We start from the raw sequence: 13,623 nt of genomic DNA, 5'->3' as shown, positions 1-13,623 counted from the left end.
TCCAATCATTCAACGTGTTATTCTACGCTCTTTAACGATTCAATCATATGGATGCGAGTCACTTTCCCCCTGAGCAGCATATTGGATAGAATGGTAAGCAAGAACGCTAGCATAATGGATATCAACATGTTCACCATATTCAATTGATCCGGGATTTGCTGATGGGCGCTAGATAGTGCCTTTACAATGACGGCATACACATAGCCGCTTATCGGTAAAGCCACAATGACCGCGAACGTGGTCAATATGATATTTTCGAAGAAGATAAGCCTGTTTATTTTATTTTTTTGATAGCCTAATACCTTAAGCGTGGCAAGCTCGCGATTCCTCTCATAAATGTTGATGGAGGATATCGTATAGATGGCGCCAAAGGAAAGCGTGACGGCACTAATGATAAACATGATGAATACAAAGCTGTTTTGTTGCAAAATATATTGAGCTGATTTTTTTAGATCACTCTTATCCGCTATCACATCTACTTGTTGATCTTGTTCAAAAAAACTGCGAATGCTTATCAGATCCGCTGAATTGTTGGCTTGAATGAATAGCGAGGTTGGTCGGTAATCCACGCCAAAGCTCTCCATATAGTCCGGAGTGCTATAAAATGAAGGATTCGAGTACTGATTGGAAATGTTCAAAACCTTCATATCTACCGCTTTATGATTCAGCTCTGGTGCCGTGAACTTGATGTTAATCATATCTCCTACTGAAATATGATGTTTGTCGGCATAGGATTTGGGTACCAGCAAACCATGATCCTCTAAAGCGATTCTGTTGTCCCTTTCGTCAAAGAAATGAATGAGACTGTTCTCTTTTTCTGTAACAACTAAAGTTGCACTTTCTCGTTCATTATGATTAACGAACTCTACAGGAAGGGTAGATAAGGCATAGCTCTGTTTAATACCGGAGGGCAATTGAACTGAAGCTAGAGACTCTCCCGCCTTGTAATCTACTCTTAGATCATAGGTATACACCTCTTCAACCTGGTTAGCCACCTTCAGCAAAGCTGATTGGGTGCCGAAAGCCGTTATTAACAACACGGTGCTTATCACAACACCAATGGAGCTAGCCAAAGCTTTTTGCTTATTTAAAAACAGGTTTCTCAGTATGAGCTTGTAGCTGTAGGGGATCCGGCTCCAAAGTCCGGGGATTCTTTCTACTAGCAGCCGTTTCATCTTCTTCGGCGGTTTCGGGCGCATGGCCTGAGCCGCATGTTCTTTTAATAGGGCTCTGCCGCTTAAATAACAGGCCGCGATTCCGAATGCGCTGGAGAAAATAATGGGAGGAAAGATCGAAAACAATGAAAGAGAGAACGTGATATCAGGCAGCGAGTAGGCCCTTGCGTTCGATACCGTCACCATTGGAACAAATACAGCAGCGGCAATCGCACAACCTATAATTGAGCCTATAATGCTTACGAGCACAGGATATCCCATGTAATGAAGCATGATGCTTCTATTTTTCACACCCAAAGCCTTCATGATGCCAACTTGATTTCTTTGCGAATCGATAACCCGCGACATAACAAGAAACAGAATAATCGCTTCAATTACAAAGAGGACTAAAGGTATAACCTTACTCATCAATTTATTATTATGTATCGTTTGATGGATTTGAGAGTAATTGAACGTACGTTCTTTGCTTACCTGATCCAAGTAAGGGAGCTCCTTGGATTGCAGCTCAATCGACTTCCCCAATTCAGCCGTGTCGTAACCTTCCTGGACTTCAATCATAATTTCGTTATAATAAAAATGGTCTGCAATTGCGGATATAGTCTCTTCGGCTATATAACCTGTACCGTAGTTTTTATGGTCTTGGATTTCGTTCTTTTTGGCATACTCAACATTCTCGCCCAAGCCGCTAATAGTAAGCGTGATGTCTTTTTCATTCGCTCTCAGGCTGATTTGATCGCCGACACGATAGCCATGTTCCTCTGCATAATGGGAATCCAACATGATCTCGCCTTTTTTTGACGGGATGCTGCCCTCAATCATAGCAGGCGTGTTTATTCCATTTTGTTCCGGGATGGAATGAATTTTCAGAGAAGCTTTAGAATTCTCAAAGGCTTGCTCCGCATCAAAGTTATAGCGTCCTTCTAGCTTCTTAATACCTTCCACCTTGTTCAATCTTGCCACATCATCCTTGGAAATTTGACTGTAATAGACATTCAAGTCGCTTAACCGATGCTCTTTAAAATAAACCTCCGTATAAGCGCTCAGACTATCGCTATACGTTACCAGCCCCGCATAGAAAAAAGCGCCTACTGCGATAACCAACACCAACGCTAGCATTTGGCCTATGGATTGTTTAATATCCCTCAATAGCTTCAAAAATAGCTTCATCACCACTCAATCCCTTCAACCCTTTGTTTCTGATGATTGATCATGATGCTTTCTATTTTTCCGCTTTTGACCTTAATAATTTTATCCGCCATTGGAGCAATTGCGGAGTTATGCGTGACCAGTACAATGCATTTCTTCGTTTCCGTATTCAAATTTTGCAGAAGCTTTAGAACGGACTTGCCTGTCATATAATCCAGAGCTCCGGTTGGTTCGTCACAGAGTAAAAGCAACGGATTTTTGGCAACGGCTCTAGCGATAGCCACTCTTTGTTGTTCTCCTCCCGAGAGCTGGGAAGGAAAGTTTTTGATTCGGTCCGATAATCCGACTTTATGTAAAATATCTTTGGCATCCAGATGGTCACTACAAACTTCAGCAGCAAATTCAACATTCTCCAAAGCGTTGAGATTCGGAATCAAGTTATAGAATTGAAAGACAAAGCCGACACTCTCGCCGCGATATTCGGTCAATTTCTTTTCGCTGAGCTGTGTAATTTCCTGACCGCCTACAAACACTTGTCCCGTGGTAGCCGTATCCATGCCGCCAAGAATATTCAGAATGGTGCTCTTCCCAGCTCCGCTTGCGCCCAGAATAACGACGAATTCCCCCTCCGATATGGAAAAGTCTACACCATCCAGAGCCTTGATTGGCACTTCTCCAATTTGGTATTCTTTCGTTACGTTTTTGAATTCAATTAGCGTTTTCACGTATGACATCTCCTCGCAATCTGTTATCGACAATTTGGACTTAAGTACCATAATATAGCAACCAAAAAATGCTACCTCCTGCAGCCGATGTATTTTGTTATCCGTCCCCAGATGGAGTTTGATTACGTTGCATCCAGCTTCCTCGCATAAAAAAAGAGCAGCCTTTTTAAAGGCTGCTCCGATCGCATTAATCCTCGTCCGGATGAGTGATTTGGAGGAGGCTCGTGTTTTATTTACCCTGCCTGATGCGCCTGACGTTTCGGTTCATCAGATGTCGTACAACTCGGCTAAACATCATTTTTCTAAACGGACTCAGCCTTTGTTGGTGAACTGAAAAGAACGCATCTGGACTATCGTAAATTCCGAAGTCCCGAACAATTCCTTCCTTCTGCACGTATGTATCATTTTCATCCCAATAAATGTCCGGATTTTGAAAATCATCAGTAGCAATACCATACCCGCAGAACGAACCTGTACACTGACCAAATTTTTGCTGTAGCTTAGTTAGATAAGGAATGTCCAATATAAACCCCTCGATATTCAACCACTTGTCTTCATATTGCACTTCAACCCAGCTATGAACGATTTCCTTGGGCGACAGTTGATAGTACCATCCTCTCATCGCCCCTTTTTGAAGCTGTTTATCTATGGCAAATCCATGCATACGGCAAGGCACCCCCACAGCCCTTAGCAATGCCATAAAAAGAATCCCCTTTGTATTACACTGTCCGTAACCATTCTGCAGCACTTCCGATGCTGGAATCGTATCCTCACGGTTATAGCCAAACAGGATCTCGTCGCGGACGTAGTTATAAATGCCAAGAATTTGTTCTTTCTTGGGCAAGCGGTCCCATTGGCGACTGTTCATGAGTTGCTGGATTAGTGGGTGAGAGTAATTCAACAACTCCGTTTCCTGCAGGTATGCTCTCATTGGAAACACCTCCTGCACCTATTGTACGGTCAATGCAGACAAGAAACTTGCAAAAAGACGCTATCTTTGCGAATATCCTTCGCCGTCATCCCCAGCAGCCTCTTGCTGGTGGCGGCCAAATGCGATGGGCTGTCAAATCCCGCCGCCATAGCTGCATCTGTTATACTAAGCCCTTTAAATATACAGTAAGTTGCCTTCTGAAGCTTATGCAGCAGCATATATCCGCTCAGCGGTATGCCTGTATTTTCTTTAAAAAGATGCGACAATCTGCTGCCTGACAACCCCAAGCTTCGGGCATAGAGACTAACGGAGTGCTCAGAATCGGTGCATGCTTTCACAAGCTGTATGAACTCCCTTATCCTCGGATCAGCAATAGCTGCGTTCACATGCTCCACACCCAATAGCTCCATAAGTTGTCCCAGAAAAGAAAGATAGCTTTCGCTATCCTTCACGTTAGGATACTCTTTGGCCACAAATTCGCGAACGGCCTTTATCTTCCCCGGCGGAAGCACTCCATACTTCTGATTCCCCATTACTCGCTTAAAGCTTGCTGCCATATCAGAAGTGCTGTCCATTAGAAGCAGCATTAACGGGTGTCCTGATCCTTTTAACCGATGAACAACGTTGGAATTGATAATAATGCCGGAGCAGCTTAAGCTTTGCCCTTCTACATCAATTTCAAATTCATTCTCCAAGGAAATGGTCACCTGCAAAAAAGAATGCCGATGTTCTTCCGCAGCAATCGTATCGGATAGCACCAGCAAGTGATGATCCGCTCCATACAAAATCATCATCGTCTAATCACTCCATGTAATATATGCATAGCTTTATCGCTATTCTACTAGCCCTTATTTTTTCTGTCTAACTTAGTTCATACCTGTGTATAAAAATAGAGAGCCCCTAAGGCTCTCTATAAGCTGGTTGCATTAACCCTTTATCATTCACTGGTTGATCATAATATTGCGACTGAAAAGGCGATTGCATTTGATCTCGCAATGGCGCTGCTGGCTGAGTGGCTTGATACGGCTCATCCACATACATGATTCTGCGCTGAATCTGCATGAGCCCATTCACGACGCGAAGCGCGATCCAAAACAGTACAAGACCCACGCCTACGTACAGCATATATTGCTGATTATAGGTCCAATCGATATTGAAATAACTGAACAGGCTATTCTCCAAAATATCAACCTGAATTTCTTTCATCAAAATGATGTGCACGACTGGAAGAGCAATAAGCCCAAGCCCTAGTGAAAGCACCGTTACCATAATGACAAAGAATACAATGCCTGTTACAAATCTCAGCAGGATGAGCATCAGGTTACGAATGAACAGACCGCCGTCAAAACCCCTCACCATTCGCATAAACCAGCTATACCCGGCTTCAGACTCTTGATTGTTGCTATGCGTAACAGGAGCTGCCGGCAAGCCCAAAATGTGGCGAATCATGCTTTGTTCAAAACTCACAATCCCGTTCAACATTTTAGCTACTCCAAAGAACAGCGGTATTCCGATAAAGATTGGCGTTAAACCGATCGATAGAGTAAGCCCCGTTATCGCTACTGTAAAATAGATAATCCCTAACGGGAGAGACAGCAACAAATAAAGAATCGTTGCATAGGTTTTGGGATTAAAGAGCACCCAGTTTACTTTGCCTGTCGGTGCTTTGGCTGCCGCTTCAGTTGACTTCATATTCAAACACTTCCTTTGGATTCATAAGTTCACGCTCAAAGTTATAAATCCATTGTAACCGCCATAGTCCATCGTTATAACCGTCTTTGGAAGTGTCAAAAACCCCGCCTTTAGTCTAGGACCCCGCGAATACCTTTCTCAATCGGCTTCCCGAGAAGATGCTGCTCACCAGCAGTACAAATCCGCCAAACAGATAAGGCAGGTTGACATGAACCTCAAACAAAATACCGGCCAGCATCGGTCCAAATATCATGCCAAGACTCGTATACGCATTATTCATCCCTGCCACAAACCCTTGCTCATCTCCAGCTACTTTCGACAGCAGCGTATTGATCGTGGGACGCAAAATATTGGTGAAGGTAAAGAAAAGCATCGTCACTGCCATGACATAATAGAAATGGCCTGAAAATAATAAACATACAAGGGATACCGCCGACAACAACAGCATGGCGCCAATAATCCGTTTTTCCCCGAATCGTTGTGTAATTCGCTCGGTCAACAATAGTTGGTTCAATGTGCCGATGAGCGAGCATACGGTCAGCAGTATAGCGATTTCACGCGTCGAGAATCCATACACCTGTACGACAAACAGCGGAAAAATCGCTTCAAAATGCGTCAAACCAAAGGTCATAGCGAAAACAATGAGCAACAGGAAAAAGTAGCGAGTACGAACCGAAAGCACAATTTGCCGGAAAACATTCTCCTTCTTTTCCTTCACTTGCTGACGCATCTTGCGTATGTCCGCCGACAGCGATTCAGGTAATCCCCACAGACTGCAAATCATCGCCACAAGCCCTACACATGCAGATACATAGAATGGCGCCTTGATGCCCCATTCTGCAAGCAGTCCTCCGACTCCCGGTCCAATAATAAACCCGGACGTCATCGACGCGCCTAACCAGGACATAGACTTGCTGCGCTGATCAGCTGTAGTAATGTCGGCAATGTACGCAATAATGGACGGGATTAAGGCTGCTGAGCCTACTCCGCCGATTAATCGCGATACGAATAATAAAGTAAGATCGCTTGCTAACGCTGCAAGCAGGTTGGATAGTGCGAACAGGATCAAACCGATAATAATCATCGGTTTACGGCCGTAACGGTCTGATAAATTGCCTGCAAGGGGTGAGAATAGAAACTGGGTCAGGCCGAAGCAAGCGACCAAATAACCCGCAGCCTGTCCGCTTGCCGAAAACATCTCGAGAAGCTCCGGCACGATCGGAATGACAAGACCCATACTTAGATTAGCGAGGAACATATTCAACAACAGTAACGGGAATGCTGACTTCTTTAACATAAAGGACCACCTATACGAATTGGATAAAAAACATGCAGCGGAAACTAAGCAAACAACAGTCCCCTCTCTAGCTGTGCATTTGTATATGTTAGCATGTCGCCTTCGACAATCCTAATATGAAAAACATTTGCAGACTTAATATTTTTGATATATATGGAGAATGCCTCTGTACAAAAAAAAGAACACCCCTGGAATTGAGGGACGTTCTCTGATACTAATCCACCCATATTCTATGTATATTCGGTTCATCCTCTAAGAAGGAGAGCCGATATACATCAGGATTGGATAGTGTCTCTCATTCTTTGAACCCGATTCGATGATCGAAATACTTTAACATAAGCGATATCAGGTTGCCATGTGACACGACTACAATATTGCTGTTCTGGCTATTCAGTACTTCCTTGACCACACTGATGGCACGGCCCATTGCGGCATTGCTGGATTCCCCGCCTTCATAACATAAGTCGAGATCTTCGTATGTCTGAAGAAGCCTATCACGCCACTCGGGATGGTTCTTACCTGATAAGACCCTCTCAGACAATCTTTCCTCCAAAACGATCTCAATGCCAAGCTTATCGGCCAGTGGGGTTATTGTCCAGTAAGCTCTATTGAACAGACTCGAAATGATAGAATGGAAGTCTCAGCTCTCCGCCGATCCGCTCTACCTGGAATGTAATATGCAGGAGTGACGGGTCAGCGTCCGGTTTGTCGCATAGATATAACAGATTGGACACTCTTGTCATTAGACCTGTCTCCTCCTCTAGTTCTCTTACGATAGCCTCTTCCAGCGTCTCCCCCTGCTCTACTCTGCCTCCCGGCAACGACCATGCCCGCTCAGACGTCACCCTTTGCTTCACCAATAAAACTTTCCCGTCCTCCCTGTTACCCTCACCTGCAATAAATTGCCCATGGAATATGCCTCCTTCGTTACTTAAAGAGCCGCACACCAGCCCTTTTGGGCGTCTGCGCGGCTCACTAGCTTATAGCGTATAAATTTGTGTTACCGTGCCATTTGTAAAAGCGACATATTGACTACTGCCGTAGCTCCACACTTCAATCGTTGTCTTCTCGCTCGTTAATTTGGAAATATCATTAGGCCGTCCCCATGAAAACTCCACTTGCGTCTTGTTCATTCCAATGGAAATCTTTGATGCCTTAATGGAATTCCATGTTGCGGCCGACCAGTTATACTTCTTATACGGGTCGTACGACAAGAACGTATACGAATCATCCAAAACTCGCGAGACAAAGTCCTTCGACATGATGTCAGATTGCAGCGTATTCCCTTTGGCATCCTTAAAGACTACCTGGAAATTGTCGCTGCCTACTGGAACGATGTCTGTTACCGTAACCTTGGAGAATCGCTCCCAGTTTTTATAACTGTTCACCCATAACGACTTATTCAAATACTTAACAAGCGTGCCCTGCGCATCTTGCTTCTTGATTTTCGGCGTGTCAGCCGACTCTATAATCATAAATGCAGAACCAAACGATACTTTCATTTGCTTGAGCTTGGCATCCCACTGCAGCTTCGCACCCAATGACTTGGACAATAGGCTTGCCGGGAACAATGCTTTGCCCTTCTCTTCGCGAACTGCCTGTTCCATGGCAGTATCTTTGCCGTTCACCTTCGCGTTCTTCTGCCCAACCTTTAGTTGAATAGTCGTCGTACCAATCGTGACGTCATATGTCTTGCTGGCTGCCGTGTAAGCGACGGTGCCTCCAAGCGATTGGAACACGGATTGAATCGGCAAATAAGTGACGTTGTTGATATTGACGGCCCCAGTTAAACTTTTTCCAAGCTTGGCTGTAATCGAAAGAGTTTGGCTTTTCCCGCCTGCCTTTACGGTTACCTTCGCCTCACCTACACCTGTCACCTTATAAGAGCCGTCCTTTGTTACTTTTAACAATTGCGGCTTGTCAATCTCAATGGAATAGCTCTTGTTCGATAAAGTCTCTTTATACCCGTTGCTGTATTGTTGAACAACCTTGAAGTATATTGTATTCCCTACTGACGGCTGCGCATTCGATGTTGTGAATGTAATCCCGGTCGCTCCTGGGGCCTGGATGTTGGTAACTTTATCGCCGACATGAACCTTCCAGCTGCCATCTTGATGCTTGACTAGCATAGTGATGTCATTACTCTTTACAATAATCGAACTATTGGAATCGTCCGGTTTTTTGGTTTCATGCAAGGTTCCAGAATAAGGAACAGCTTTTACTGCTGTTTGAATTCCTTTCACTTGCTTCACGAGTTTATCTTGGTCTGTGTAGCTGCCAGACAACCACACGGTTCCGTCTTTCTTGGTAACCACAAGCGCATTGTCCGAGTTGTATTGGATATGAGCGGCATCATTCGTTAATACTTTGGGACGGAAGGTAACCTTTCCGTCGTTGTAATCGAAGTGATGAACTTTCACCACCACAACTTTGCCTGTGTTGTCCATATAAGCAACGTCATTATCGCCCGTCATTAGTAAAGACACAATGGAGTTAGGATCTTCAACCTTATCCACCACAGCGTCACGAATATACGAATGATAGATCTCACCGCTAGTCGTCAAATAAACGTGGTCCATAGAATTTCTTTCGTAAAGGACAATATTCTTCAGTCCCTCTATTTGCTCGCCGTTATAATACCAAACCGTTCCATCCTTTTTTATATAAGCACCGTACGCTAAGTACTTGATACCGTTTTGGCTCTTGTCAACTGTTGGAAGACCATGATTGTCCCAGGAAATAAGCTCTCCTTTGCTTGTTAAAGCATAGCCATACGGTTTGCCAAAAGAAGTGGCGTCTATACTGGCTTTCATATACCCGGTTGCTACCCAAGGCCGCTTCAGCCAAAGAGTGCCATCCTCCATCAAAATCATATCGCCTTTTACATCCGCAATCCTTGTAGCTTTTGTCTCCGCCTGTGCTGCCCCAACTGTCGGAATCAAACTGACCAGCAGGAACAAGCTCAACATCATTGCTGCCAACTTCCTCATCTTACTATCCCCTTTTCCATAGTCATCCAGACAATCGAGATAATTCGATATATATGCCAAAAATTCCTTCTTTTTTGACAAAAGCTTTCACTTATCCCATTCAAAATATGGGTTATTAGTAGCAAGTAAACTCTGGAGCCGCTTGACCTTAGGTCTAACCTAAGCTGTATCGTGGATTTCATACCCTACACGAACAGAGGATGAAGCGGAATGAACCAGTTGAAAACGCGGATAACAGCTCTTGATTATGCAAGAGCGTGGGCAATCTTTGGCATGATAATCGTTAACTATAAGCTTGCCATGCAAGCAGGGAATGACGGATCGGAACTATTGCAAAAGATCGCAGGTTTATTAGAGGGGAGGGCATCTGCCCTATTTGTCCTGCTTGCCGGTATCGGGGTGTCGCTCATGACCTCGAAAGCCCGGATGACAAAGAGTGAGGAGTTGATTCGGCGCAATCGGTATAGCCTATATAAAAGGGCGGCTTTCCTGTTCATCGCTGGCATGCTCTTACTGTTGCTGGAATGGAACGCAGATATTTTGCATTACTATGCGGTATTCTTGCTTGCCGCAACGCTGCTCATAACGACGTCAGACAGACGTGTATTGGGACTGTTTATCTTTGTCCTGATTACTGCTCAGTTATTGCTGGTCCTGTTCGATTACACCAAGGGATGGGACGCGGACTTTCAATCGTACGCAGGCTTTTGGACCTTGGAAGGCTTCACCCGCAATCTGTTATTGAACGGCTTCCATCCTCTTTTTCCTTGGTTCGGCTTTCTCCTCATTGGCATGTGGATAGGCAGAAAGGAGTGGCTGAATCCGCATAACCGTTTGAAAGTATTGCTGTATTCCTTGTCTGGGGCCGTTGTGATTGAATCTCTTTCCTATTTCCTGATTAAATGGGCCTCTCCCGTACTGGGAAGCGAAGCGGCGATTTATCTATTTGGGACAAAACCGATGCCTTCTACTATGCTGTATGTGCTCTCCGGCATTTGTACCGCTATGGCATTCCTTGCGCTCTGCCTGTATATCGTAGAGAAATTCGAACACTCTATGCTGACCCAAGCGATGATTCATACCGGGCAGCTCTCTTTGTCCCACTATATTGGACATATCTTGCTTGGTCTAGGGCTGCTTGAATCGGCAAGCTATTTGGAGAATGGCAGCCTAGTGTTTGCAATAGCTTACGCAAGCTTGTATTTTATAGCAGCTATTGTCTTCTCGCATTGGTGGAGAAAACGGATGGCAAGAGGGCCAATCGAGTGGGTGATGAGGAAACTAGGCTAACGCTGTGGAGCGCTCAACAAAAGAAACCTCTCGCATGTTGAATAAGAAACTTCAAGATGCGAAAGGCTCATTTGCCTTGATGCTTAATCCGTTGCAAGTTTTGAATAGATACTGATATCCTTAAAGGTCCCTTTTATTTTTTCATACTGTCTTAAGGTGCCCTCGTGTGTAAAGCTCAGCTTTTGTAACACTCTAATAGAATTCACATTTGGGGGTTCAACTTTGGCTTCAATTCGATTCAGCTTCAAAGTCGAAAAGGCGTACTCTACCAACGCACCGATAGCTTCCGTTGCGTAGCCCTTGCCCCAATAGCCTTTTGCAATGTCATAACCGATTTCTGCCTTGGCATGCTCCATATCCAGGAAATTGTATCCGCCAGAGCCAATGATCTGGCCGGACTCCTTCTCGATTATGGTGAAACGAATCGCCTGGTCATCCTCAGAGAGATTGTTCAGGAACTGAATCATTTCTCTAGCCTGGTTCTCATCTGCAAATGGATCAATATTCATAAATTCGATTACATCCGGATCAGACCAAATGCGAAACAAACTGGCCGAATCCGAAACGTCCATTTTACGCAAATAAAGGCGTTCTGTGTGCAGCTCTGGGTTCAATGTAGTGCCTCCAATATGAATACTGTTATTTCATTTTAACACATTGCTCTATAGCAACCGTAATATCACCCTCATGGTAAAACTCGATCACATATTGCAATGGATTATACACAAAAGTATCGAAGTCTACAGCCAATACATGGTCTAGTGCACGAAGAACGCTTTGAAGATTAGCGTGGAGAACCGGATGGTCACCGCTCCATATTATAAATATCGGCAAGCTATGATCGATGTTCAACGCCTCTAATAATGTGGGTATATCTTGTGCTGCCCGTACCTCATGATGCGCAATCTGATCCCAATGGATTCTCCCCCAGGCCGTGAATGGATATGCTCTCACTAATTCTTCCCGCATAGACTCGCTTGCTTCCTCTGAGAAAATACGCACATTATCGCCCAGCTCCTGCAAGCATTCTTCAAATAAAAGCCCATACGAGCGAGTTTGCTTAGCCTTTTGCCTTCGTAATAGCTGTTCCATTCTCCATCTTCTCGACTGTTTATCATCCATGTTACCACCTCATTGCAGGAGCAAATAAACGCTGCTTACCGTTTCTGTTGGCGAAGCTACATCATTTTTTTAGTTTTATTCTATAGATAATTACAAAAGAAACCATGAATCCCCCTATGATAAATGTGCCTAATGGAAATACAACCGGGTAGAAAAGATTAGGCAAATAAGCCGATACATCTGATTTATATCCCATATAGTCCGACTGCGAGGATAGCAATATTAGCTTAACGCCTAGCCAGTGGCTCCCTCTTTCAGAATAGGTGAACACTTCCTCACTCGTTTTCCCTTGAGCATTCAGACTCATTATTCGCCACGACTGAGAATTTTTAAATTCTTCCCTGTTTTGACCCTTTAGCCACTTGCCAGATAACCTTTGAACAATTGCCAAATGCTCCTGACTTTTCTTTTTATCCTTTACCTTTACGATATGCAGCCAAGACAAAAACCGGCTATCTCCCGTTGCTTCAGACTTCAACCAAGCTTCAGTCGGTTCAGCTGCTCTATTCCCATTAATGAAAACTGTTATGTTCATTACATGTTCTTCTTGTTGTGCTCTAGATACAGATTCGGGCGCCGGTACCCCTGTGTCTTCCACTCTTACCTCTATAAGATTTCCTTCCCATTCCAGAGACTCTGCTCACCACTTAGATTCTCAGCGAACCACGAAAGCCCCTTGCAGCATAATAGGACTCTGCCCCATTGTGGTACACAAAGACAGTATCGTAGCGACGGTCGCAAAAGAGGGCTCCGCCGAGCTTTCTTATAGGGTCAGGCGTGATGACCCAGCTCGATGATTTTGCATCAAAATTCCCAAGCTGCTGCAGCGCCCGGTATTGTGCCTCCGTTAACAGCTCAATGCCCATCTCAGCGGCCATTCCGACCGCACTATTAGCCGGCTTATGTTCCTTTCTCGACTCCAGCGCTGCATGGTCGTAGCACAGGCTTCTGCGGCCTTTCGGGCTTTCCACCGAACAATCATAGAAGAAATATTCGCCTGTTTTATTCTCATAATGAACAACATCAGGCTCGCCGCCCGTTCTCTCCATCTCATTGAGCGACCACAGTTTTCCGGCGTTGGCCTCAAGCTTCGCTTGTACACTCGCCCAATCAAGACCCTCATGACGGATCATGTTTTTCTCAAACCGTGCTTTCAATGCTTTGAATAATGCCTCGCGTTGCTCTGCCGATAGCTCTGCTGCAGCGATTTCATTGTTATTGGCCATGGTAATGACTCCCTTCGAATTGACCTGCA

13 protein-coding genes and 1 pseudogene are annotated in these 13,623 nt (G+C 44.7%); 1 reads left to right on the top strand and 13 read right to left on the bottom strand.

The window, feature by feature from the left end:
* Positions 1-17 precede the first annotated feature (17 nt).
* The 9 genes and pseudogenes from ACFVSO_RS05605 to ACFVSO_RS05565 all read right to left on the bottom strand — a co-directional run bounded on the left by ACFVSO_RS05605 (position 18) and on the right by ACFVSO_RS05565 (position 9,956).
* Entirely contained in the window at positions 18-2,342 is a 2,325-nt protein-coding gene (locus tag ACFVSO_RS05605) for an ABC transporter permease (protein WP_387471650.1), read from the bottom strand.
* Complete coding sequence (locus ACFVSO_RS05600; protein WP_387470965.1) at positions 2,342-3,046, bottom strand: ABC transporter ATP-binding protein; 705 nt, start codon at positions 3,044-3,046, stop codon at positions 2,342-2,344. Before ACFVSO_RS05600 ends, ACFVSO_RS05605 begins: the two co-directional genes overlap by 1 nt.
* Positions 3,047-3,275: 229 nt before the next feature.
* Entirely contained in the window at positions 3,276-3,977 is a 702-nt protein-coding gene (locus ACFVSO_RS05595; protein ID WP_387470963.1) for a transglutaminase-like domain-containing protein, read from the bottom strand.
* A gap of 29 nt (positions 3,978-4,006) precedes the next feature.
* Positions 4,007-4,771: a helix-turn-helix domain-containing protein gene (locus ACFVSO_RS05590; RefSeq protein WP_387470961.1), complete on the bottom strand. Its 765-nt coding sequence runs from the start codon at positions 4,769-4,771 to the stop codon at positions 4,007-4,009.
* Positions 4,772-4,877: 106 nt separating this feature from the next.
* On the bottom strand, positions 4,878-5,669 hold the full coding sequence (locus tag ACFVSO_RS05585) for a sensor domain-containing protein (RefSeq protein WP_387470959.1): 792 nt from the start codon (positions 5,667-5,669) through the stop codon (positions 4,878-4,880).
* A 115-nt stretch (positions 5,670-5,784) separates the two neighbouring features.
* Positions 5,785-6,966 (bottom strand): MFS transporter, encoded by a 1,182-nt coding sequence (locus ACFVSO_RS05580; RefSeq protein WP_387470957.1) that lies wholly within the window; start codon positions 6,964-6,966, stop codon positions 5,785-5,787.
* Positions 6,967-7,261: 295 nt separating this feature from the next.
* Positions 7,262-7,549 (bottom strand): histidine phosphatase family protein, encoded by a 288-nt coding sequence (locus tag ACFVSO_RS05575; RefSeq protein WP_387471648.1) that lies wholly within the window; start codon positions 7,547-7,549, stop codon positions 7,262-7,264.
* Positions 7,550-7,583: 34 nt separating this feature from the next.
* Positions 7,584-7,883: pseudogene (locus tag ACFVSO_RS05570) on the bottom strand (NUDIX domain-containing protein); the annotation flags it as partial.
* Between the two features lie 63 nt (positions 7,884-7,946).
* On the bottom strand, positions 7,947-9,956 hold the full coding sequence (locus ACFVSO_RS05565) for a copper amine oxidase N-terminal domain-containing protein (RefSeq protein WP_387470955.1): 2,010 nt from the start codon (positions 9,954-9,956) through the stop codon (positions 7,947-7,949).
* Positions 9,957-10,166: 210 nt separating this feature from the next.
* Here ACFVSO_RS05565 and ACFVSO_RS05560 point away from each other — a divergent pair, with 210 nt between their 5' ends.
* Entirely contained in the window at positions 10,167-11,246 is a 1,080-nt protein-coding gene (locus tag ACFVSO_RS05560; protein ID WP_387470953.1) for a DUF418 domain-containing protein, read from the top strand.
* Between the two features lie 83 nt (positions 11,247-11,329).
* Here the strand turns inward: ACFVSO_RS05560 and ACFVSO_RS05555 are convergent, their stop codons facing one another.
* The 4 genes from ACFVSO_RS05555 to ACFVSO_RS05540 all read right to left on the bottom strand — a co-directional run bounded on the left by ACFVSO_RS05555 (position 11,330) and on the right by ACFVSO_RS05540 (position 13,594).
* Positions 11,330-11,860 (bottom strand): GNAT family N-acetyltransferase, encoded by a 531-nt coding sequence (locus ACFVSO_RS05555; protein ID WP_387470951.1) that lies wholly within the window; start codon positions 11,858-11,860, stop codon positions 11,330-11,332.
* Positions 11,861-11,885: 25 nt separating this feature from the next.
* Complete coding sequence (locus ACFVSO_RS05550; RefSeq protein ID WP_387470949.1) at positions 11,886-12,368, bottom strand: CDI toxin immunity protein; 483 nt, start codon at positions 12,366-12,368, stop codon at positions 11,886-11,888.
* Between the two features lie 61 nt (positions 12,369-12,429).
* Entirely contained in the window at positions 12,430-12,903 is a 474-nt protein-coding gene (locus ACFVSO_RS05545; RefSeq protein ID WP_387470947.1) for a hypothetical protein, read from the bottom strand.
* 112 nt (positions 12,904-13,015) lie between these two features.
* Positions 13,016-13,594, bottom strand: coding sequence for a DUF4256 domain-containing protein (locus ACFVSO_RS05540; RefSeq protein ID WP_387470945.1), 579 nt, complete (start codon positions 13,592-13,594; stop codon positions 13,016-13,018).
* Between the last annotated feature and the right edge of the window lie 29 nt (positions 13,595-13,623).

The sequence above is a fragment of the Paenibacillus sp. NPDC057967 genome, assembly GCF_042887015.1.
Lineage (GTDB): Bacteria > Bacillota > Bacilli > Paenibacillales > Paenibacillaceae > Pristimantibacillus.
Note: the sequence above shows the minus strand (reverse complement) of the source record. Positions and strands in the feature narration are given on the sequence as shown.

Coding starts and splice junctions, on each gene's coding strand:
- ACFVSO_RS05605 (WP_387471650.1), bottom strand. CDS start 2,342: ATGAAGCTATTTTTGAAGCTATTGAGGGATATTAAACAATCCATAGGC.
- ACFVSO_RS05595 (WP_387470963.1), bottom strand. CDS start 3,977: ATGAGAGCATACCTGCAGGAAACGGAGTTGTTGAATTACTCTCACCCA.
- ACFVSO_RS05590 (WP_387470961.1), bottom strand. CDS start 4,771: ATGATGATTTTGTATGGAGCGGATCATCACTTGCTGGTGCTATCCGAT.
- ACFVSO_RS05585 (WP_387470959.1), bottom strand. CDS start 5,669: ATGAAGTCAACTGAAGCGGCAGCCAAAGCACCGACAGGCAAAGTAAAC.
- ACFVSO_RS05580 (WP_387470957.1), bottom strand. CDS start 6,966: ATGTTAAAGAAGTCAGCATTCCCGTTACTGTTGTTGAATATGTTCCTC.
- ACFVSO_RS05565 (WP_387470955.1), bottom strand. CDS start 9,956: ATGAGGAAGTTGGCAGCAATGATGTTGAGCTTGTTCCTGCTGGTCAGT.
- ACFVSO_RS05560 (WP_387470953.1), top strand. CDS start 10,167: ATGAACCAGTTGAAAACGCGGATAACAGCTCTTGATTATGCAAGAGCG.
- ACFVSO_RS05550 (WP_387470949.1), bottom strand. CDS start 12,368: ATGGATGATAAACAGTCGAGAAGATGGAGAATGGAACAGCTATTACGA.
- ACFVSO_RS05545 (WP_387470947.1), bottom strand. CDS start 12,903: ATGAACATAACAGTTTTCATTAATGGGAATAGAGCAGCTGAACCGACT.
- ACFVSO_RS05540 (WP_387470945.1), bottom strand. CDS start 13,594: ATGGCCAATAACAATGAAATCGCTGCAGCAGAGCTATCGGCAGAGCAA.